The organism is Spirosoma sp. KNUC1025 (genome assembly GCF_045160025.1).
Lineage (GTDB): Bacteria > Bacteroidota > Bacteroidia > Cytophagales > Spirosomataceae > Spirosoma.
Window position 1 is genome coordinate 6855520 of record NZ_CP087139.1, and the last position, 22675, is coordinate 6878194.

Here is a 22675-nt window from a genome sequence, read left to right on the forward strand (position 1 = left end):
ACTGGGTGACTCATGGAGCAATCAGGGCTTATACACTCACTTACTACGTTCGATCGTGTATTGAACCAGTTGATGCAGTGCTTTCCGGTAAACGGAATCCGGGAAAGAGTTTAAAAGTTCCTGTGCTTCAGCGACGTAACGGTTCATCGCTTCGGTAGCATATTCAATCCCTCCTGAGTTTTTAACAAACGTGATTACTTCATCAACCTTTTTCGGGTTTTCGCTGTCGTTTTTGATAATGTTGATGATTCGGCGTTTCTCCAGAAAACCGGCTTTGCTTAGTGCGTAAATAAGCGGAAGCGTCATTTTTTTCTCCTTGATGTCAATGCCCAGCGGCTTTCCAACTTCGGCAGTGCCATAATCAAACAAATCATCCTTGATCTGAAAGGCAATACCGACTTTCTCGCCAAATACGCGTGCCTGTTCGACGACCTGCGACGTAGCGCCTGCAGAACAGGCTCCAACAGCGCAACAGGCGGCAATGAGCGAGGCCGTTTTCTGGCGAATAATCTCGTAATAAACAGCCTCATCAATATCCAGCCGACGGGCTTTTTCGATCTGAAGCAACTCGCCTTCGCTCAGCTCACGCACGGCCATCGTAACAATACGTAGCAGATCGTGGTCATTGTTATCGACAGCAAGAAACAAGCCTCTCGTCAATAAATAATCGCCCACCAGCACAGCTACCTTGTTCTTCCAGAGCGCATTAATGGAAAAGAAACCCCGGCGGTAATTGGATTCGTCTACCACGTCATCGTGCACAAGGGAAGCCGTATGGCATAATTCGATGAGCGCCCCGCCACGATACGTAGCTTCGGTGATCTGCCCGCAGACACCGGCCGTTAGAAAGACGAACATCGGACGAAGCTGCTTGCCCTTACGTTTCACGATGTACTTCGTGATCTGGTCAAGGAGCATCACGTCGCTTTTCATCAGCTCTCGAAATTTCTGCTCGAACAGTTCCATTTCGGCAGCAATTGGGGCTTGTATATCAGCGACAGTAAGAGGCATTATATAGAGGGGTCAGTCGTTGGTCATCAGGCTAACAATGGATGCTATCAATACCCTACTGGCTAAACACCAATGACTGTTGACTAATTTTCCAACAATATTAGTAAGGAAAGTGCAGATGCCGAAAAGCCGATTAGAAAACCGGCAACCATTCTCCAAACTATCCGTACCGCGTTTCGTTTTGTTTATTGGCTGAAAAGAGACAATTTTCCGGCGGTACGGGCCGTTTGTGCCACATACCCTTGTGTATTTATGATTGATAATCCGATTGTTCCTATCCCACAACCCGACGTTATTCCGTCTCAGACCAACCCCATCAAAGCACTGGTACTGGGGGGCGGCTCACTCAAGGGCGCTTTTCAGGTCGGGGCCGTTATGGCTTTGTTTGAATCGGGTTTTGTGCCCGATCAACTGTACGGAATATCGGTTGGCAGCCTCAACGCTACGTTTCTGGCCAATGATGCAGCTCGCCAGTACGCCGAAACGGGCCAGGTCGACTGGGTTAAGGTAGGCAAACAGCTCATAGAATTCTGGATTCGGAACATCACTAGGCCCGACGATGTAGCCGTAATTCGGTCAAGGTTTCGGATGGGGTACAATACCATTATGAGCCGTTTCGACGGCTTGCTGGATAATTCACCGATCAAGAACCTGATTCGAAGTCATATTGATCTGGAAGCTATCAGAAAAGGACCCGTCAAATTGAAAGTCGGAGCCGTTGATATCATTGAGGGCGATATGTGTTATGCCGATGCGCACGACCCTAATTTTCTGGATTACGTGTATGCGAGCAGTTCACTGCCTTTTCTGATGCCTGCGGTGCAGATTGCGGGCGATCATCGACGGGCTTTTCTGGATGGTGGCCTTCGGGAAGTGGCTCCCTTACGAGTGGCTATTGAAGATGGAGCCACGGATATTGCCTGTGTAGCCTGTCATGCCCGGAAAATTTATAACGAGAAATTCAATTACCGCAATCTGCTCAATCTGGCTGACCGGGTAAAAGACATAACCGTTAATCAGCTGGTCAACAATGACATTGCCTGGGCGGAACGGTTTGCCGAACACGAAAAAAGAATGGTCGCAATCTCACGCTGACGATCATCCGGCCAACGGAACCACTCTATCTGAATCTAATGAAATTTACCTCCGAAGATATTGGCCGCATGATTATTCAGGGGTATCAGGCCGGTACGGATGCGCTTAAAATCAATCCGTTAGCAAGTAACTCCATTAATACGCCCTGAGGTAATTTCTTATCCCCATTTATTTTTAACCCACATCAGCCGCCTTTACAACTAACAATCTAATAATCAGATCTTTGCAAATCGGGAATTCGATTCCCGATTTGCAAAGATCTATGGTTTTCATTTAAAGCATCATCGTCCATGTATGGTAAGATAAGGATAAACAGGCGTTGGAATGCACTCAATCTAATTATTGCCATTTATCTATGTACGCCCTGGTCAAGAGGTTATTGAGATGCGTAGGGGCCATACATTGCTTTAATGTTAAACGACTCATTGGTGTCATCCAGAACAAATACACGGTACGTTGCTCCTCCCGGATCAACCCGAACTACAACATGACCGGACGTACTTTTTAACCGGGGCAGAAAATCGTGAATGGCTGTTTTGGCTTCTTCGAGCAAATTTGTTGCAAAGGCATCCCGGTCGCCCCTGTACGTCTGCCCCGAAAAGATGCGTTCCAGAACTTCAGGCGCGGGGTGCGTAGCGTGCCAGGCCGGGATTATGCATATACGGGGCCGCAAGCTTGCCAGCAAGGTCCCATTTTGTGAATCGCCGTACCCATGATGATCGAGCAATTGCACATCAACAGGTTTGACAACAGTAGAAATTGGCGTTTCGATATCGTGCCAGGCTGGTTCCCCAAACTGAAGAACACCCTGAATATCACCGCCCGAAAAATAATCGAACGACCCGTACCGAAGCTGAAAAACGATACTGCACATATTTTCATTGGGATACACAGCCGGTTGCAGCGTAATTAAGTCGGGAAACGCAGACCATGTATTCGATCCTTTACCCGTCCAGACTTGCCCATTTACAGCCAGATTAGTAAAAGTGAACGGGTATTTCTCCCGAACGCCAGTTGGTTTAACCGAAACAATCTGATCGCTTCTACCGGCCTGAAACCGCTCCACACGTAGCGCCTTATGCTGGATCTGCCAGTCCAGAAACCGGCGGTAGTTGCTCACCATCGTATCGGCTGTCATGGGGCGCGGGTATTTGTAATCGGGCCACCCACGATCCAGTATCTTCCGAATTGGAATGAACTCCCCTACTTCAGTTATTCCGGTTAAAACATACCCACCCGCTGATCGTTTGGTCACGTTTAGTGGCGTGCCCATATGGTCGTCATGAAAATGGGTAATGATGGCATAATCAATGGTCGGGTTCGTATCGAAACGTAACGTGTTGCGAACGTAATGGGCAATCCATTCGCCAGCCTGTCGGTCATTGGTTGGCCTGGTGGGTATGTTACGTGGTTTATTCGTTCGCCAATCCATTGAATTGATAGCCCCGGCGTCTACCAGCAGGGTTGTACCTTCCGGGAATATGATAAAAGAAGCGTTGCCCTGACCCGTATTGATATGATGAATATCGAGTTCACCCGCCTGCCAAACGGGTAGCGGTTGCCCTACTTCCTGAGCCAACGCTTCAATGGGCCCTAACAAAGTCAGATAGAGAACGAACAGGCGTATCTGTTGCATAGAATTCAATTGGCTAAAACAAGCCTGCTACGTCGATTGGCCGATCCGTTGTAATAATATCACCTCCCTGTTTGAACAACGCCCGATACCCGGCCGTCGCTTCTGCGATCGGTTTTTCATCCAGTTGACCAGCTCCATACGTACCTATCGAACAGGGGATTCCAAGCTTGTGTAAACGTTCGTAATAAGAAACAGGCTGTAGTTTTTGCGGTGTCAAAGCAATCAATCGATGCCCTGTTGCAAGCCGATCGGTTTCCAGGCGTTCGAGGTCGTCCATACTATTTACGCCAACTGCCAGCCAGATATCAGGGTATTGATCACGAACGCGTTGGGCTTCCGCAAATGAATAGCAAATGACAAAAACAGAATGTTCAGCCTTATATTTCGTCACCTCCTTCATTACGTTTAATGGATCAGTACCCGGTTTCACATCCAATGCCAGCATATAGCGGTTTTTATTCCAGGCCAGTATTTCCGAAAAGGTCGGTATTGGCTGATCTGTCAATTCACCGGCAAGGGTTTTGAGTTTGATCGTTTTCAAATCGTTCAATGTCCAGTCCGCAACCGGCCCTTTAGCGTTGGATTCCCGATCTAACGTAGTATCATGCAGCAGCACGAAGTTACTATCGCGGGTCATTCGAACGTCCATTTCGATAATGGCATCTGGGAGCGCTTTGGTGGTCTTATCGAATGTTCTGATGGAGTTTTCCGTATCTGACGGGGAAGGAGCTCCCCGGTGCGCTAAAATAAGCGGCCGCGTTTGTCCGGCTTTATACTGAAAAAACGTATCAATGGCCTTACCATTCTGAAATCGATTAACTGACTGTGCTTTGCCTGCGGTCAAGGCAAGCATAATGATTGAGACGAAAAAAATAGCTTTCATACCTTGAAATTAAGCAAACAAAAATCCCCCGTCACAATCACTGTGCGGGGGATTTCGACTATCGATATACAAACGTTACTAGAACGAATAACGAACGCCAAGCTGAGCCTGCCAAACGTTATCGATCGTTACGCTTTTAACCCATGAATCTTTTAACAGAATCGTCTGACCGTTCAAATTCTGTGTAGCGATCCGATAGCTTGGCAAACCGGCAGCGCTTACACTAGCAATCGCCAATGGGTTAGCGGTTGTAGAAACCCAGCCTACACCCCATTTGTTATTCAATAGGTTGCCTACATTCAGAATATCGGCCCGGAACTGAAGGCCGTGTTTTGTACCTTTAGCGCCTACCCTAACAAAGAACTCCTGAATAACTGTGAAGTCAAAACGAGTTAACCAGGGCGCATAACCACCATTACGTTCTGCATATTGCCCACGGCGAGTTTTCAGATAATCGTTGCCGTTGATATACGATTCGAAAGCGGCTTGCTGTTGCTCCGGTGAATAAACGACTGCCGAAGCGCCTGAACCAACGGTTAACGAGGCAAACGTTAAGTCTGTCGCTTTTGCAGGTACGAAGAGCAAATCGTTTGTTTGGCCATCACCATTCAGGTCACTACCGTAGATGTATGATCCTTTATAACCACTGGTCGATTGCATGCCCAGCGTAAAGGTTGTCGAACCGCCAAATTTACCACCATAATTCAACCGGTAATTCACGTAGCCGATAATCCGGTGACGCAAATCGTTGTCGCCGAATGACAGTGTCAGGTAATTCTGGCCACCAACCGTCGGCGTATTACCAACAACCGTACTACCTACCGACATTAAATCACGCGCTAAGCCATACGTATAGGCTACCATTCCCCCAAACCCGTTTATGGCTGGCTTCTCAAGTTTTGCGGTAAACGTATAAGCGTTACCCTCGGTCGTATTTTTCAATACAAACGCGTTTGTGTTATACGGGCTGTTGATATAGCGGGCGGCATTGATTGCTGCTGTACCCGTTACACCCGAAGCAGGGTACCGACCACGCGTATCGGGTCCGGTCAGCTGACGATCAGGTGATTTTAGGTTAGCATCGATATAGCGTAACCCTTGCAGCGTTTTGTTGTAGATTACTTCCAGGGTTCCGATTAAGCCCCAGGGTAAACGCTGGTCAATAGCCAGGTTTGTTTTCCAGACCACAGGATATTTCAGGTTCGGATCGGTTGCGTTAACTGCATAGCCCGTCAAATCTTCAACCTTTACCTTCGTTGGATCAGGTACTATACCTGCGGGTAATTTACTGGGGTCTGTAACAAATGGAATGTTAGAATTCTGCAAATTCAGAACACCTGTGTTTACACCGTTGTTACCTAACTGATTCGATACCAGTACTTCAGGAATACGCGATACGAACAGACCGCTTCCTCCACGAATTTGCGTTGTCTTATCTCCTTTCACATCCCAGTTGAAACCAACACGGGGAGAAATCAGCAGACGAGCTTTAGGAAATGCCCCCGTATTGAGCTTATAATCTGCACCATTCTCATCCTTATAAGTCAGGCTGGCCACCCGTGGGTTATTAAAGGCTTCCGCTGTCGAGTTATCATACGCGAAAATATCAGCCCGTATACCTGCCGTCAATTTAAAGCTTGGATTGATCTGAAATTCATCCTGCACATAGGCACTATAGGTACTCCTGTGCAGCGTTTGCAATGGTTCTGCTCCACCTGGCACCAACGAATAACGCAGGTTGTAACGGTTCAGTGTTACCGGAGATGAAGTAGATGTTGGGTTGCTTATCGAAGCCAGAGCTGCCGTTTTAAAATCTTCTATTGAGTTATATACATAAACACCATTCGAGGCTGGGAAGAATACGTTGTTCGATGTATACTTTTCATACGACAAACCAAATGTCAGCGTATGTTTGCCCGCAAATACACTAAAGTTATCTGTAATATTCAGGGTTGAATAATTCAGTTTATTATTAGGTGTAAACGGGTCGAAACCAATCGACGTATACGTAGTACCATCTTTCAGAATATCAATGGTAGGAAATACATCGGTCAGATACGTTCTATCCTCGATCTGTTTGTTGTACGTAGCAACCAGTTTGTTGGCAAATTTTCCGCCAAATGTGGAGTTCAATTCTACAGCAATCGAGCGCGTGTTATCGGCAATTTTATAACCTGTATTCTGCGGAGAAAGAGCCAGATTACCCGCATATCCAGCAGAAGAATAGCCCGTACGGTTACCATTACCAGCCGTGTTGCTACTGTTGCTATTGCTGATTGCCTGATCCGACTCCGAATTGTGGTGCGAGTACCGGATCGCTAGTTTGTGGTTATCGTTGATGTTCCAGTCAAGCCGAAGCAGACCTTTCAAACTTTTTACCCCGTTGTTGAAGTTATCAATAGCGCCAAGATCACGATTGAAGTTCGTTTTCATGAACTGCGAGAGGTCTTCCAGATCAGCGGCTGTTACGCGTGATACGTTACCACCCGTTGTTCCCCGATTAGCCACCCAATCCAAAGCGGGTACGCTACTTGTATATTGCTCTACGTTTGCAAAGAAGAATAACTTGTTTTTGATAATCGGACCACCAATGCGGAAACCCTGCGTTTTCTTATTGATAGTCACTGGAGGGAGATCTCTTCCGTCGGCTTTTTTACCGGCTAAGCTGCTGTTCTGAAACAGATAATAAACAGATCCCGAAAAATCGTTCGTTCCAGAACGGGTTACCGCATTAATACCAGCCCCCGAGAAACCGGTCTGACGAACGTCGTAAGGCGCTACGTTCAACTGAATTTCGTCCAGAGCATCCAACGATACAGCCGTTGTGCCCGTCCGGCCGCCCGCCTGCGCAGAAGACCCTAAGCCGAAACCGTTATTAAATACCGCACCATCGATCGTAATGTTGTTAAAACGGGAATCCTGTCCACCGAAGGACTGACCATTTCCGTAAGCATTATATTTGGTTACGTCGTTTATTGTACGACCAATTGTCGGTACGGTATTAATTGTTTCCCGGCCATAGGTCGAAGCGGCACCGGTACGCTCAGAGCTGAATATGTCGCTACGGTTTCCAGATACGACAACTTCTGAGAGTTGAGCACTGTTGTCAGCAAGACTAAAATTCACGTCGGCCGCAGTTCCCAAGTTTGTGAAGACTCCTTCTTTAACCTGATCTTTAAAGCCGACAAACGTGGTCGTGATTTTAAACGGACCGCCAACCCGAACGCCAGGAAGCGTATACCGACCCGATGCATTTGTCGTTGTACCATACCGGCTACCTGATGGCTCGTGAACGGCCACGACGGTAGCACCGGGTAATCCAGCACCTTTATCGTCGGTTACGAGACCATTGATAACGGCGGTGGTTACCTGTGCCCTGGCTACGCTCCCGGCGAGCACAGCCAATAGCACACTGCCGATCAGCACAAAAGCCGCCCGAAAGTGCAGTAAATTTTTAGACATAGAAGTGTTTGATTTGGTTAGCATTCTTGAGACGCCGATCCACTCAGATCGGTACCCATTTGGTGACAAATATGCTTATATTTTTTGACGTAATAAAGTGCTTCTTCTTAAAAAAGTACCACTATATCAAAAACTGCCTACTATTCTATAAGAATAGTTATATTTTTGAATGATTCTGTTCTATAATAGAATATTACGATATTGTTACGTAAAATCCGTAGAATATCTGCTGTTTTAGTAACCTGGCAGAAGCATTCTTGTGAGTTGACTATACAAATGACCGTTTCCTGCAATTTTCCTTCTTAGTTTTGTCTTATCGTACCATTAACTCGAATAATTGCCGTCAATTTTGCGGTATATGTACTTCGGTTAGTTTGTAGTTATTTGCTACGTCAGAATTCTTACCAGAAAAACTGAGTGATGTAATTAAATAAGGCGTTAAGACAGAAAGGCAGGAACAGACCGCCAGTATATGGCTACGTATTTACCCGTCTCGTTCATTCCATTTCGTCTTGTCCCTCCTCCCTTCTATGAAATTATTCTTCCGGCAAACAGGCGAAACGGGCCCGGCTATTGTGATCCTTCACGGCGTTTTTGGTTCATCCGACAACTGGCTGACAATCAGCAAAACCATTGCGGCCAAAGGGTACCGGGTTTTTGCGCTTGACCAGCGTAATCACGGTCAGTCGCCCCGGGGCGACGAGCAGGATTACCAGAGCATGGCTGCCGATCTGCACGAATTTCTCATCGACCATAATCTTGATAACCCCATTCTGGTAGGGCATTCTATGGGCGGAAAAGCGGTCATGCAGTATGCCATGCTTTATCCGGGTACGTATCAGAAACTGGTAATCGTGGATATTGCCCCTAAATTTTACCCCGTTCATCATGCCGAACTCATCCGAGGCATGAAAGCCATTGATTTATCAGCCATCAAAAGCAGAAACGATGCCGATGCCATTCTGAGCCAATACGAACCCATACTAACCGTACGGCAGTTTCTGCTCAAAAATATTTACCGCAATGAGCAGGGCGAATTTGCCTGGCGCCTGAATCTCCCTGTCATCGAGCGCGAATTACACGGAATTGGCGAAGAGTTAACCAACCCACGGATTGTAACAGAACCCACCCTGTTTATGCGCGGCAGTGAGTCACCTTATATTCTGGACGAAGATATTCCGACAATTAAACGTATTTTCCCGAATGCCAAGATCGAGACAATTCAGGATGTAGGTCACTGGATACAAGCGCAAAAACCGGCTGAATTTGTTGATGTGTTAATGAAGTTTATTGCCTGACGTATCAGCGACAACCATGCCAACGCTATACCTTATTCCAACTCTGCTAGCCGATCAGACCGCCGAGCTGGTACTACCTTCTCCTATTCGGGAAGTGATTGAAAAGACCGATGCCTATTTTGTGGAAAACGTTCGCTCGGCCCGGCGATTCATTAGTGGTTTGAAAACGAGCCGTATTATCGATGAGACGATGTTTTTTGATCTTGATAAAGACACTCCGCCGACTGATACGCGCCGACAGATTCAGGAGCTGACTGAGCTCAAACGGAATGCGGGCGTTCTGTCGGAAGCGGGCTGCCCTGGTGTAGCTGATCCGGGGGCGGTTGTCGTTGGCATGGCGCATACACTGGGCTGGCGGGTGGAGCCGCTGGTCGGTCCGTCGTCCATTCTGCTGGCGCTGATGGCATCGGGTATGAGTGGGCAGTCGTTTGTTTTTCACGGCTATCTGCCAATTGACCGGCACGACAGAAGCCGGACGTTACGTCAGCTTGAAAAGGAGGCTCAACAACGGCAACAGACTCAGATTTTCATGGAGACCCCTTACCGGAATGATGCCCTTTTTGCCGACATACTGGCGAACTGCCAGGCTAATACGCGCTTATGTGTAGCTTGCAATCTAACCGCTCCCGATGCTTTTGTGCGAACGCTAACCATTCGGGAGTGGAAAACTCAAATCCCCGACTTACGAAAAAAACCGACGGTGTTTCTACTTTTGTAGAAAATCAGTTAGTCGACCAATCAGTTAATCACTCAGACGATTCTGAGCAGCTGTTCGACTGATTAATTGCCAACTGACCTATGATTCAAGCCTTCGAGTTTTCGCCTTTACAGGAAAATACCTACGTCATTTCAGATGATACAACTGGTGAAGCTGTCATCATTGATCCGGGTTGTTATGAACAGGCTGAAAAAGAAGCCTTAGGTAAATTCATTACTGACAATAAACTCACGGTCAAGTATTTGCTTCTGACGCACGCTCACCTCGATCACGTGTTTGGAGTAGCGTACGTCAAACGAAAATTCGGGGTTAAAGCCTACCTGCATGAGTTTGATATGGTGATTTACAACGACGTACCGACGCGCTGCGCCCTCTATGGTCTGCGCGGATACGAACCATCTGAGATTGACGCTTTTCTGAATGAAGGCGATCAGTTCCGGTTTGGAAACACTGTGCTGGACGTCATCTTTGTACCGGGCCACGCACCGGGACACGTAGCGTTTATCAATCATGCCGAACGTTACGTCGTCGGGGGCGATGTGTTGTTCAGGGGAAGTGTCGGGCGGACGGATTTTCCGTACTGTAACCACGCTGATCTAATGGACAGTATCCGAACAAAGTTTTATACCTTACCGGACGATTACGTTGTTTACCCAGGCCATATGGAACCAACCACAATTGGGCAGGAGAAGCGAACAAACCCATTTGTCAGGCAATGATGAATTATAAATGATAAATTATTTTTCATCATTCATCCTTTATAATTCATCATTCTATTTTGAAATCCCTCCTAAAACACCTTCCGAATGCGATGACCTGCGGCAATTTGCTTTGTGGGTGCATTGGTCTGGTCATGACGTTACGTGGTCATCTGGATACTGCAGCCTGGTTGATCGGGGTAGCCGCCATTCTTGACTTTGGCGACGGGTTCGTGGCTCGTCTGGTCAACGTATCCGGCCCGTTTGGAAAGGAGCTGGACTCCCTGGCCGACATGACCACATTTGGGGTTTTGCCGGCCACTATGGTTTTTCAACTTTGCTGGTTTCAGGATTTAGGCCCCATTTCGTACGGTGCTTTTCTTATTGCCGTTTTATCGGCGTTGCGGTTGGCAAAGTTCAATATTGATACCCGGCAAAGCGATCAGTTCATTGGCGTGCCCACTCCTGCCAATACGTTGCTGATTGCCTCATTTCCGCTAATGGAACGGTATCAACCTCAATATGATGCGATCTGGAAAAACGATATTGCGCTGGGAATGATCATTGCCTTTTCGTTCCTGATGGTGTCCGAGATTCCTCTGTTTGCGCTAAAATTCAAATCGTTTGGATGGGCTGAAAATCAGATAAAATATAGTTTTCTGATCGCATCCGTGCTGTTGCTGTTATTTTTGCAGTTTGCAGCCATTCCGCTCATTATTTTTCTTTACATTATTCTGTCACTTTTTACTAAATGATTGAGTGATTGAATTGTGGAATGACTGAATAAATTCGCGATCATTCCACAATTCAATCACTCAATCATTCTATCATTTCCAATGAAATACGTCGCTGAAATTAACATTATGACCCGGTCGGAAATTTTGGACCCACAGGGAAAAGCCGTGAAATTAGGGCTCCATAATCTTCAGATGGATACGATCGATAACGTTCGTATTGGCAAACACATTCGGCTCGAAGTTGATGCCGACTCTGAAGAACAGGCCCGAACGACTGTGGATTCGGCCTGTAAGCAGTTGTTGGCCAATCTGATTATGGAAGAGTATTCATTCGACCTGCACGCAGCCTGAATAGGCTCATTGCCTGAGTTGTATTCGTAGCACAATCTGTTTTTGTGGCGACTATCCCCCATAAAAAGTGCTACTTTTACTAACTTTTTTAACAGCGAATGAATACGGTTTACTCAAGTATCAAAGGGCTAGGTTTTTATGTTCCCGACAATGTCGTAACCAACGATGACCTGACTCAATACATGGACACGTCGGATGCCTGGATTCAGGAACGGACTGGTATCAAACAGCGCCGTTATTTTACCTACGGTAAAGACACCAATGCCAGTATGGCTACGGCGGCTTCGCGCATGGCTCTCGACCGCGCCGGACTAGAAACGAGCGCCGTTGATCTGATCGTTTATGCCACCATTACGCCCGATTATTACTTTCCCGGCTCGGCATTTCTGATGCAGCGCGAGCTGGGACTTGAGGGAGTTGGTGTCATTGATATTCGCAACCAGTGTTCAGGATTTGTATATGCCCTGTCGATAGCCGACCAGTTCGTCAGAACCGGCATGTACAAAACGATTCTGGTGGTAGGCTCCGAAATTCAGTCAACTTTTCTGAACAAAAGCAATGAAGGCAGGGGCGTAGCGGTCATTTTTGGCGATGGAGCCGGGGCAGCGGTTGTACAGGCTACTACCGATCCTGAACACCGGGTTTTATCGACCCACCTACATGCCGACGGGCGCTACGCTGAAGAACTGTATGTTCGTGACCCCGGAAGCAGTCGCGACGGTCGCTGGTTGAGTGAAGAAACGCTTACCGAAGGCAGTTATAACGTAACGATGAATGGGAATGCGGTTTTCAAACATGCCGTTGTCCGATTTATGGAAGTTATCAACGAGAGCCTGAACGCTAACGGTTATCAACCTGAAGACCTCTCGCTGCTGGTACCTCATCAGGCTAATATCCGTATTTCCGAATACGTTCGCCAGCAGATGAACCTCCCCGAAGAGAAAGTTTTTAATAACATTCATCGCTACGGCAATACGACGGCGGCTTCTATTCCAATCGCTTTAACGGAAGCTTTTGAGGAAGGACGTATCAAACCCGGCGATCTGGTATGTCTGGCCGCTTTCGGCAGTGGCTTCACCTGGGCATCAGCGTTGATAAAATGGTGAAAACTGAATGATGAATTATGAAAAAAGCGCTACTCTCAGCATCGTTTATCATTCATAATTCATCATTTAATACGTTCCAATCGATAGCATTACCAGCGTACAGGCTTCAATCGGTTCGATGCCTTCCTGCTGGAGCTGCTGTTCAAACTCGGGATTTTCGGCACCTGGATTAAAAATAACCCGACGAGGTTTCAGGCTTTTGATATAGTCGTATAGCCCCGACTGGTTACGTGGCCCAACGTACATGGTTACGGTATCAATGCCATCTAACTCAGGTTTGCCTGTTTGAATCGGATGTCCGTCTATTTTACCTTCTCTCAAACCAAGCAATTCAATTGCATGCCCATGCCGGAGCAAACTATGGGCGGCAAGGGTTGCGTAACGCCCAGGCTTTTCGGTTGCGCCAACCACCAATGTTTTTTTCGCAGGAGTATCCATATATTCAGTCATTAACTCACAAATTCTGTATAGGATCGTTTACTATTAACTCCTTATGTCCACAGGCAGTTCTATCCGTTTGTCTGATTTTGTCTGAAACCTGTTCGGATTTGGTCTGGTTGCCGTATTTCTTTTTTAGCCTCAAAAGCTATTCGCCTACCTTTTATTCTATTTATTCTTTTAATTTTCAAGCTGTCTTAAAAAAATAGTAACCATTTTAATATAAACTTGTTAAGCACTCATCAAATGGTTCTGTTTCCAAAGGTTACAGAACATCAGTAAACAACTCAGCATTAAAATCAGCTTCGGTTATGGAAGCCAAAGGGAATCAAAGTTTTTGGAATGAGAAATGGGTGCCTATTGTATTCGAAGGCATTGAGAATCCGCCCCGGTATGAGGTGTCGAACTATGGACGGTTGCGTAGCTTTCAGGTATCAACCCGGCAGCAAAGTCAGGAAACTAACCCAACTACGAGTAAATTGATAAAAGGGTCTGTGATTCAGGGCTATCGTTCGCTGAATATCCGTTCAGAAGGAAAAACCCTCAATCGGTACGTTCACAAACTGGTTGCTGAGCAGTTCGTGAACCGCGACAACACCGACCAAACGTTTGTCATTCACCTGGATCATGACAAACAGAATAACCACTTCCAGAATCTACGATGGGTAACAAAAGATGAGATGATTGAGCACAATCGTCAGAATCCTTACCTTAAAAACCGGACGCTTCCCCGCCAGACCCGGAATTATAAACTAACGGAAAGCAAGGTGAAGATCATCAAGAAGCTGCTGTTGAACGACAAAAACAGGCTAAAGATGATCGCCAAACAGTTTGGCATTACGCATACGCAACTCAATCGTATCCGCTCGGGCGAGAACTGGAAACACGTGACGATTGAATAAGCGTCGCGCATGTGTGGTTATATGCTGGCATCCAGCCTAATCACCTGCACTGACAAGCCATTTGCCATACTTTATCACTGCGGGTAACCAACCGTATTTAATTACTTCCCTTATCGGTTGTTATTCCTTTTTCAACCGTATATCCTCCCGGTTCATAACCTATTTCAGCGCCCAGTACGTAGAGTAAATGCTTGCGGTCAATAATGACGCGTACCCCTTCTACGTTATATACTTCGTCGGTCGGGCCAGGCAGGTCGAATCCTAGCAGCCACGACGATCCGCAGCCGCCCCCCGAATCCCTACGCGTAAACCGTACTCTTCGGGAATTTTATTGGCCTGCAGGGTTTCCAGAATCTGTTGACGTGCTTCAGGCCGAACCCAAACCGGATTGTCGAGTGTCAGCATAATTGATTTTGGTTTCCAACATTACCCATTTTAATCGAACAACGTTCCCGTTTTATGGACCTATTGAGTGACTTCCTGAAACTGATCATCCCAGCAGCCCTTGTTCTTTATGGTATGTATCTGACTGTTAAACTTTTACTGGAACGTGAAGCCGATCGCCATCGATACGACGTCAAGAACCGATATACGGAAACGGTTGTGCCCATTCGTTTACAGGCTTTTGAACGGATGGTTCTCTTTCTGGAACGTATCAGCCCAAATAATTTGCTGTTAAGACTGGGCGGCAGTTCAACAACCGTGCTGGATTTTCAACAGCGGCTTTTGCAGGAAATCCGGGATGAATACAACCATAACCTGTCGCAACAGGTATACATGAGTCAGGCGACCTGGGATCAGATTCAGGCGGCCATGAATGAAGTAATGACCCTCATTAATCAGGCATCGGGCGACACACGTCCCGACGCGCCTGCCCTTGAACTATCGAAGCGAATTTTTGAGCGGATTATTCAAAAAGATAAACAGCCAACGGCGGATGCCCTCAGAGCCGTAAAACAGGAAATTCAGGCCATGTTTATGTGAACGTTACGTGAAGCAAGGAGTGCGATGCAATGCACCAAATGACCATCTTTACCCGGCCCCACGCTCCTTACTCCACGCATTTAGAACACCCCCGCTGATAGAGTAAGGGCTTTCTGGAATGCTTCCTGATTGATGGTTATTGACAGGCCTTCTCCAGCCAGCGTTTCCAGGATTTCTTCGGTAGGCAGATTCCCAACGAGTGCATCGGCCGCCATCGGGCATCCTCCAAATCCACGTAGTGCCCCATCAATCCGTTTGACACCCGCCCGTATCGCTGCCCGTACTTTTGCCGGAGCTTCGCCGGGTCGGGCGTGCAGATGCGCGCCAAACTCAACGTCTGGAAACAAGGGCAGTAAATGACCAAATAACTGTTCGATTGCTTCGGGAGTCGACGTACCGACCGTATCAGATGGCGCAATAATACGGACGCCCAGTTGAACTAACCGTGCCGTAAAATCGCCGATCAGTCCCGGGTTATACAGATCGCCATAGGGATTCCCAAACCCCATCGACAAGTAAACAACCAATTCTTTCTTCGCCTGTGCACACAGACTTTGAATGACCTCTACATCCGTAAATGCCTGCGCAATGGATTTGTTGGTGTTACGTTGCTGAAACGTTTCGGAGACCGAAAGCGGATAGCCTACGTACTGAATTTGTGGGTACGATACGGCCTGTTCGGCGCCACGAATATTAGCCACAATAGCCAGTAATTTCGTCTGGGTTTTCGCCAGATGAAGACCCGCCAGTACGTCTGCTGTATCGCGCAGTTGTGGAATGGCTTTAGCCGACACAAAACTTCCGAAATCAAGCGTATCGAAGCCCACCTGCAATAGCGTGTTCAGATACCGGATTTTAAGATCGGTAGGCACAAAATGAGCCAGCCCCTGCATGGCATCGCGCGGACATTCGATAAGTTTCATCGACGTATTGGATTACGCATCAGAGCGGCCAGTACCAGCATGACGGCCGCACAAATGGCTAGGCCACCGGCTTCGCGAGCCATTTCAATATTCATGCTACGCATCCCCACTTCGCTAAATAAAAACCCTTCAAACACAGGAGGCCACTGGTAAATGGCTGCACCGATGTAAAGAACAGCCATGAGCACAAAAAACCACCATTGCCCCACGCCTGCATAAGCCATAAAACAGGCCACCGCAGCAAAGCCATAAATAGGAATCCATACTTCCGGATCAGGATCGTTATATTGAAAGGCCGCAAACAGAATGAACAGCAGCCCGAAAATGATAGACAGGGTTTTACGCATTTCTGAGAGAATAATCGTTTGTACTTCGTAAAAGCACAATATTGACAGTTTTAATGATTCCGGATGATGACTAAATTCGGTACGTCGGATGATTTTCGTTGGTCGATACGTTCATCTTCACAGAAAAGCTGACTTCTCACGTATTGCCTGCATCTTTCTCAGCCAGCTACTTATACGCTTTTGCTTCGCGAATGATCGATTTATATTCAGCAATGGCCAGCGCCTTCTTATAATACAGCTTAGCCTGATTCCGGTTATTGGCACGAGCCGCAATACGGGCCAGACCGGCATACACAAAAGCCTGATACTCTTTTGTATAGGCTTCGTCTGCATACTGTTTCAACGCTACGTCGTACAGTTGAATTGCTTCTTTATCATTTTTATCATACTCAGCCAGCATGCCCGAAAAGGTATAATACGCCAGTGGCACCAGCTTATGAGGCATTTGTTTCAGATGCTGTACGTAGGGCCGGGCTTCGGCATACCGACCCGACATCAATAGTGCTTCTGCATAGCTCATGGCAAACAGAGGATTATCCGGGTACTTATCGATCAGGTATTTCGTATAAACAGCTGCTCTGGCCGGATTTCCTTCGTATTTCATCAGAATATGCGACAGGTAATAATTGGCGACAGGTCGCATAAATAGCCCTTTATGCGTTGCGACGTCCATTTGCTTGATGCCGAGCGCAATATCGCCGTCGGCAAAGAAGAACATAAACGGCCTAACGATCGGATGGTCCATCGGGTATCGTTCGACGTAGTAATTATAGAGCCCACTGGTAAAATAAAAATCAGGGTTCTTATCCATCAGTTTAAACCCATCCCGCAGGTAACTGTAGGCTTTCTTCGACTCCCCAACTGCCTTTAGCGATTCGCCCCGGTTATGATAAAGCGAAGCCATATAACTATGACAGGTCAGCATGAAAAAAACGGCTTCAGGATCGTCCTCGTTTTTATCGAGCATGCGCTTCGAACGTTCCATTGCCTGCTCAACCGACTGCACAAACTGAGCCGTGGCCGCCTTATTATCCGATATGGGCAGGTTCTGCAAATCCAGCTGGGTCGCCCGTAAAATTAGCCCAACCGGATGCTGAGGATAGCGAGTCTGAATCTGCCGAACAAGCGCATCGGCCTCTACAAACTCCATATTATAAATTGAATCCAGCGCTTTGATAATAAGTTGCTGAGCAGCCGGGTCCTGCAAAACCTGCCCTTGAGCCGTTAGCGACAAAACCAGCCAACTAAGTATGATAAAGACGTTTTTCAGATTAAACAAAGCAATTATGGAAAGTTGATCGTTTGATTCTATACGACCGGAAGTGTACTTTTGTTCAATACGTACTATTGAATAAGGGCGCTAGACAACCCTTTTTTTATGATTCATTACGAACAGTTTGTTTTAGACAATGGCCTGCAGGTACTCGTTCACGAAGATGAATCGACGCCCATGGCAGCCGTCAATATTTTGTACAACGTTGGCTCACGCGATGAAGATCCTACCAAAACCGGCTTTGCCCATCTATTTGAGCACCTGATGTTTGGCGGGTCAAAACACATTCCCGCCTACGACGAGCCGCTCCAGAAAGTGGGGGGTGAAAACAATGCGTTCACCAGCCCCGACATTACCAATTACTACATTACGCTCCCGGCGGCTAACCTGGAAACGGCTTTCTGGCTCGAATCCGACCGAATGCTTAGCCTTTCGTTTGATCCGCAAGTGCTTGATGTTCAGCAAAAAGTTGTCATTGAAGAATTTAAGCAGCGCTACCTGAACCAGCCCTATGGCGATGTGTGGCTGAAGCTACGTCCGCTTGCCTACAAACAGCATCCCTACCGATGGGCTACCATTGGCAAGGACATCAGCCATATAGAAGAAGCAACGATGGACGATGTAAAGTCGTTTTTCTTCAAATATTATCTGCCAAACAATGCGATTCTGGTGGTTGCCGGCAACGTAACGGTTGATCAGGTAAAGCAGCTCTGTACCAAATGGTTTGCCCCCATTCCGGCGGGTGAGCCTTACGTCCGTCGGTTGCCTGTCGAGCCTGTCCAGACTGAAGCGCGGAAGCTGGAAACATCCGCGAAAGTACCGCTGGACGGATTGTATAAAGCCTACCACATGCCAGGTCGTTTCGAACCCGATTTTCATGCGGCCGATCTGTTGAGTGATATGCTTGGTCGGGGCAAATCGTCGCGGCTGTATCAGAAGGTGTTACGTAGCAATCCATTGTTCAGCAGTATCAATGCATACATTACCAATTCCATCGATCCGGGTCTGTTGGTTATTCAGGGTAACCTGAACAAAGGCATTGCTCTTGAGGAAGCCGATGCTGCTGTAGAAGCGATTATGCAGGAATTCATCGATCAGCCTGTTCCTGACGAAGAGTTGGCTAAAGTAAAAAACCAGGCCGAAGCCACGCTCGCCTTCTCCGAAGTCGAGTTACTGAACCGGGCGATGAATCTTGCCTATGCCGCCAATTCGGGCAATCCCGACCTTGTCAATGAAGAGGCCGCTGTGATTCAGGCCGTCACACCCGACGACATACAGCGCATGGCCAAACAGGTGCTGAAGAAAGAAAATTGCTCTACACTGTATTATCGGGCGGCCTGAGCATGAAAATTCGTGTAGGACAAGGGTACGATGTGCACCGGCTGGAAGAAGGCCGACCGTTCTGGCTGGGTGGTATTCTGATTCCCGCTCCCTTCGGGCCGGTCGGTCATTCGGATGCTGACGTCATCTGTCACGTACTGTGCGATGCGTTGCTGGGCGCTGCCAACATGCGGAACATCGGCTATCATTTTTCGGACAAAGATCCGCGCTGGAAAGGCGTTGACAGTAAAATCTTGCTGGCAGAAGTACTACGGATGGTGCGCGAAGTGGGTTATGAAATTTCGAATGTCGACGTAACGGTCGTTTTACAGGAGCCCAAACTCAATCCGCACATTCCGGCCATGAAATCCTGTCTGGCCGACGTAATGGCCATCCCTGAGGAAGATATTTCCATAAAAGCCACGACCTCCGAGCACATTGGTTTTGTCGGCCGGGGGAAGGTATTGCGGCTCACTGCGTCGCCCTTATTTTTAGAGATTAGTTGTAAAACAACCTGATTATGAAGCCTCTACTTTACGTACCTGCCTTCCTGCTGCTGGCTGTAGGCGCCTATGGTCAATCCGCCAGATTGAGCCAGCCTGCCGAACCGCTAGGCTTTGAGGAATACGACCCCGTTTCAACCCTCAAGGTGCCTGAACACAAACTGACCCAGTCGAAGTACCCGTTTATTGATGTACATAATCATCAGTATCAGATGGATAACGGCGATCTGCGGAAGCTGCTCAGCCAGATGGACAGCCTTAACATGGGCCTGATGGTCAACCTCAGCGGACGCGGGTTCAGCAACAGTGATGCCGAAAGCACGAAGTTTTTCGACAACGCGCTGGCCAATATCCAGAAAACTAATCCCAAACGGCTCATCCTGTTTACAAACATTAATTTTTCCAACGTAAACGATAAGGGTTGGACAGCGCAGGCTGTAAAAACGCTGGAAGAGGACGTAAAGAAAGGCGCCAAAGGACTGAAGATTTATAAAAATCTGGGCTTCAGCGTGAAGGATGACAAAGGCACCCGCGTTCGGGTAGATGATCCTCGCCTTGACGCGATCTGGGCTAAATGCGGTGAGTTGGGTGTTCCGGTACTCATCCATACGGCCGACCCTAAATCCTTCTGGGATCCGATGGATCGCTACAACGAACGCTGGCTTGAACTCAAGCTGCACGCGGGCCGCAAACGGTCGCCCAATGATCCTGTCCCCTGGGAGCAGCTTATTGCTGAACAGCACAATGTGTTCAGGAAACATCCGAAAACTACGTTCATTGCCGCTCATATGGGCTGGTATCCGAACGATTTGAAAAAGCTCGATAGCCTGATGACGGTATTCCCGAATATGAACGTAGAGATCGGTGCTGTCATCGCCGAGCTAGGCCGGCAACCACGGGCAAGCCGGGCATTTTTTGAAAAATATCAGGACCGGATTCTGTTTGGAAAAGACAGTTGGGTGCCTTCAGAATACGCAACGTACTTCCGCGTCCTCGAAACCAACGACGAATACTTTCCCTATCACAAAAAGTATCATGCGTTCTGGCGTATGTATGGCATGGGTTTGCCGGATGAAGTGCTGAAAAAAGTATATTACAAGAATGCGCTGCGGATTATTCCCGGCATCGATAAGAGTCAGTTTCCGAAATAAATGGAAGCACCAGGAAAGCAGGTATTTTGCAGCGTAAGCGGAGATTACTCGTCTTTCCCGGTGCAATGCCTGCTTTCCTGCGTCTACGATGAAAATAAGCACGATAACCCTCTATCGCTACGACATTCCCCTAAAAGCGCCTATCGCTATTTCGCTCGGTACGATTGAGAATGCCCGGAATATACTGGTCGAAATTCAGACGGATGAAGGGATTACTGGCTGGGGGAAGGCTCGCCTTTCTGGATGATTGTTGGCGAAACGCAGGCTTCCGGAATGGCAGCCGCCGAAGATATGGCGCGCTTGCTAATTGGTCATGATCCGCTCGATATTGAAACCTGCCTTACTACGTTGATCCGGTATTTGCCGGGCCACCCAACAACGCGTTCGGCTTTCGATATGGCCCTTTACGATCTGGCTGCTAAAGCGGCCCGAATGCCTTTATACCAGTTTTTAGGCGGCTCAAAACGTTTGCTCGTCACCGACGAAACAATCTACATCAACACCCCCGAGCGGATGGTTGAGGATGCGTTACGAATTCAGGCCAAAGGCGCCGACGCCATCAAAGTAAAACTCGGGACCAATCTCCGCGACGACATCAACCGGGTCGAGGCCATACGAAATGCTATCGGTGACACAATTCCCATTCGTACGGACGCGAATCAGGGTTGGGACGTCGTGACAGCTTCGGGTGTACTGCGAGCCATCGGCGGCTGGAACGTGCAGTATTGCGAACAACCCATCAACCGACACAACATTGCGGGGCTGCGGCAAATCCGGCAAAGCGCTCCCGTACCGATCATGGCCGACGAAAGCCTGTTCGATGCCGTCGATGCGATTCGGCTTGTCCGTGAAGAAGCCGTCGATTATTTCAACATCAAGCTCTCGAAAAGCGGGGGAATCTTTGAAGCCCTTAAGATCAATGCCATAGCTGAAGCGGCTGGTATTCCGTGCATGATTGGCTGTATGTCGGAGTCAAGACTGGCGTTAACAGCCAATGCCCATTTCGCAGCCGCTCGCCAAAATATTCATTTCCATGATCTGGATGCCTGTTTTGAACATGCCATCGATCCGGTTTATGGGGGAATCATTTACAATGGCTACCAGATCGAGCTACCTGAAACACCGGGTATCGGAGCCGAAGTGGATGCAGACTTTCTGAAAAGATGTACAAAAATCGCTTTATAATGGGTAATGAATAATGTAAAATGAATAACTGGTTTTACCGCTCATTACCCATCATTCATTATTCATTTTACATTCTCCATTAACCCATTCTCCATGACTATTACCACCGTTCAATCTGAAGCCGACGTGCGTGGTATTCTGGCACTGCAACAGGCCAATCTGCGTAAAAACGTACCCCTGTCCGTTCAGGTTGACCAGGGGTTTGTGACCGTTGAACATGACCCGGCTGTTTTATTACGTATGAATCAGGCGGCACCGAGTGTCATTGCCAAAGACGGTGATATGGTTGTCGGATACGCCCTGACCATGTTGCCCGAATTTGGCAATGACGTTCCGGAGTTACTGCCGCTTTTTGAGTTGATTAATACGCTGACTTACAATAATAAATCTGTACAAGACTATACGTGGTACGTAATGGGACAGGTATGCGTGGCGGATGGGTACCGGGGCCAGCGGCTATTCGATCGAATGTTTCAGCATCATCGTGAGGTATACGGCAACCAGTATCAATTGCTGATAACCGACATTTCGGCCAACAATACGCGTTCATTACGCGCTCATGCCCGCGTTGGGTTCGAGTCTATTCATGAATTTTATGACTCGTCTATTGGCGAAACCTGGGTAGTCGTTGCCTGGGATTTGCAGAAGTAGAAA

19 protein-coding genes and 4 pseudogenes are annotated in these 22675 nt (G+C 47.7%); 14 read left to right on the plus strand and 9 right to left on the minus strand.

Annotation, left to right across the window (positions count from 1 at the left end):
* Positions 1–36 precede the first annotated feature (36 nt).
* Positions 37–1011: a polyprenyl synthetase family protein gene (locus tag LN737_RS29900; protein ID WP_405514764.1), complete on the minus strand. Its 975-nt coding sequence runs from the start codon at positions 1009–1011 to the stop codon at positions 37–39.
* Positions 1012–1263: 252 nt separating this feature from the next.
* Here LN737_RS29900 and LN737_RS29905 point away from each other — a divergent pair.
* Positions 1264–2255, plus strand: a pseudogene (locus LN737_RS29905) (patatin-like phospholipase family protein).
* Positions 2256–2482: 227 nt separating this feature from the next.
* On the opposite strand, the gene LN737_RS29910 reads toward LN737_RS29905, so the two are convergent.
* The 3 genes from LN737_RS29910 to LN737_RS29920 form a co-directional block, all read right to left on the minus strand.
* Complete coding sequence (locus LN737_RS29910; RefSeq protein WP_405514766.1) at positions 2483–3742, minus strand: ComEC/Rec2 family competence protein; 1260 nt, start codon at positions 3740–3742, stop codon at positions 2483–2485.
* 13 nt (positions 3743–3755) lie between these two features.
* On the minus strand, positions 3756–4595 hold the full coding sequence (locus tag LN737_RS29915) for a glycerophosphodiester phosphodiesterase family protein (RefSeq protein ID WP_405514768.1): 840 nt from the start codon (positions 4593–4595) through the stop codon (positions 3756–3758).
* Positions 4596–4703: 108 nt separating this feature from the next.
* Positions 4704–8087: a carboxypeptidase regulatory-like domain-containing protein gene (locus tag LN737_RS29920; protein WP_405514770.1), complete on the minus strand. Its 3384-nt coding sequence runs from the start codon at positions 8085–8087 to the stop codon at positions 4704–4706.
* 530 nt (positions 8088–8617) lie between these two features.
* Between LN737_RS29920 and LN737_RS29925 the strand changes: the two genes are divergently transcribed.
* From LN737_RS29925 to LN737_RS29950, 6 genes are all read left to right on the plus strand, one after another.
* The gene (locus LN737_RS29925) at positions 8618–9385 is read left to right on the plus strand and encodes an alpha/beta fold hydrolase (protein WP_405514772.1); all 768 of its coding nucleotides are present in this window, start codon (positions 8618–8620) and stop codon (positions 9383–9385) included.
* Positions 9386–9401: 16 nt separating this feature from the next.
* Positions 9402–10103: an SAM-dependent methyltransferase gene (locus LN737_RS29930; protein WP_405514774.1), complete on the plus strand. Its 702-nt coding sequence runs from the start codon at positions 9402–9404 to the stop codon at positions 10101–10103.
* Positions 10104–10183: 80 nt separating this feature from the next.
* A complete protein-coding gene (locus LN737_RS29935) occupies positions 10184–10822 on the plus strand; it encodes an MBL fold metallo-hydrolase (protein ID WP_405514776.1) in 639 nt (212 codons plus the stop codon).
* 59 nt (positions 10823–10881) lie between these two features.
* Positions 10882–11556 (plus strand): CDP-diacylglycerol--serine O-phosphatidyltransferase, encoded by a 675-nt coding sequence (gene pssA / locus LN737_RS29940; protein ID WP_405514778.1) that lies wholly within the window; start codon positions 10882–10884, stop codon positions 11554–11556.
* An 81-nt stretch (positions 11557–11637) separates the two neighbouring features.
* On the plus strand, positions 11638–11889 hold the full coding sequence (gene purS / locus LN737_RS29945) for a phosphoribosylformylglycinamidine synthase subunit PurS (protein WP_405514780.1): 252 nt from the start codon (positions 11638–11640) through the stop codon (positions 11887–11889).
* Between the two features lie 98 nt (positions 11890–11987).
* On the plus strand, positions 11988–12995 hold the full coding sequence (locus tag LN737_RS29950; protein WP_405514782.1) for a 3-oxoacyl-ACP synthase III family protein: 1008 nt from the start codon (positions 11988–11990) through the stop codon (positions 12993–12995).
* A 66-nt stretch (positions 12996–13061) separates the two neighbouring features.
* Here the strand turns inward: LN737_RS29950 and LN737_RS29955 are convergent, their stop codons facing one another.
* Positions 13062–13433, minus strand: coding sequence for a CoA-binding protein (locus LN737_RS29955; protein WP_405514784.1), 372 nt, complete (start codon positions 13431–13433; stop codon positions 13062–13064).
* A gap of 311 nt (positions 13434–13744) precedes the next feature.
* On the opposite strand from LN737_RS29955, the gene LN737_RS29960 reads away from it, so the two are divergent.
* Positions 13745–14335, plus strand: coding sequence for an HNH endonuclease (locus LN737_RS29960; protein ID WP_405514785.1), 591 nt, complete (start codon positions 13745–13747; stop codon positions 14333–14335).
* 97 nt (positions 14336–14432) lie between these two features.
* On the opposite strand, the pseudogene LN737_RS29965 reads toward LN737_RS29960, so the two are convergent.
* Positions 14433–14740: pseudogene (locus LN737_RS29965) on the minus strand (iron-sulfur cluster assembly accessory protein).
* 54 nt (positions 14741–14794) lie between these two features.
* Between LN737_RS29965 and LN737_RS29970 the strand changes: the two are divergent.
* Complete coding sequence (locus LN737_RS29970) at positions 14795–15319, plus strand: hypothetical protein (RefSeq protein ID WP_405514787.1); 525 nt, start codon at positions 14795–14797, stop codon at positions 15317–15319.
* Positions 15320–15399: 80 nt separating this feature from the next.
* Here LN737_RS29970 and LN737_RS29975 read toward each other — a convergent pair whose 3' ends face one another.
* The 3 genes from LN737_RS29975 to LN737_RS29985 form a co-directional block, all read right to left on the minus strand.
* On the minus strand, positions 15400–16242 hold the full coding sequence (locus tag LN737_RS29975) for a hydroxymethylglutaryl-CoA lyase (protein WP_405514789.1): 843 nt from the start codon (positions 16240–16242) through the stop codon (positions 15400–15402).
* Positions 16239–16589, minus strand: a complete 351-nt coding sequence (locus LN737_RS29980) for a transmembrane 220 family protein (protein WP_405514791.1) — start codon at positions 16587–16589, stop codon at positions 16239–16241. The genes LN737_RS29975 and LN737_RS29980 overlap by 4 nt, the downstream gene beginning before the upstream one ends.
* A gap of 166 nt (positions 16590–16755) precedes the next feature.
* Entirely contained in the window at positions 16756–17868 is a 1113-nt protein-coding gene (locus LN737_RS29985) for a tetratricopeptide repeat protein (RefSeq protein WP_405514793.1), read from the minus strand.
* 99 nt (positions 17869–17967) lie between these two features.
* On the opposite strand from LN737_RS29985, the gene LN737_RS29990 reads away from it, so the two are divergent.
* The 5 genes and pseudogenes from LN737_RS29990 to LN737_RS30010 all read left to right on the plus strand — a co-directional run bounded on the left by LN737_RS29990 (position 17968) and on the right by LN737_RS30010 (position 22672).
* Positions 17968–19203: a pitrilysin family protein gene (locus tag LN737_RS29990; RefSeq protein WP_405514795.1), complete on the plus strand. Its 1236-nt coding sequence runs from the start codon at positions 17968–17970 to the stop codon at positions 19201–19203.
* Positions 19204–19205: 2 nt separating this feature from the next.
* Positions 19206–19684: pseudogene (gene ispF, locus LN737_RS29995) on the plus strand (2-C-methyl-D-erythritol 2,4-cyclodiphosphate synthase).
* A gap of 18 nt (positions 19685–19702) precedes the next feature.
* Positions 19703–20836, plus strand: coding sequence for an amidohydrolase family protein (locus LN737_RS30000; protein WP_405514797.1), 1134 nt, complete (start codon positions 19703–19705; stop codon positions 20834–20836).
* A gap of 88 nt (positions 20837–20924) precedes the next feature.
* Positions 20925–22021, plus strand: a pseudogene (locus LN737_RS30005) (mandelate racemase/muconate lactonizing enzyme family protein).
* A 93-nt stretch (positions 22022–22114) separates the two neighbouring features.
* Positions 22115–22672, plus strand: coding sequence for a GNAT family N-acetyltransferase (locus LN737_RS30010; RefSeq protein ID WP_405514799.1), 558 nt, complete (start codon positions 22115–22117; stop codon positions 22670–22672).
* The last annotated feature ends 3 nt before the right edge of the window (positions 22673–22675 follow it).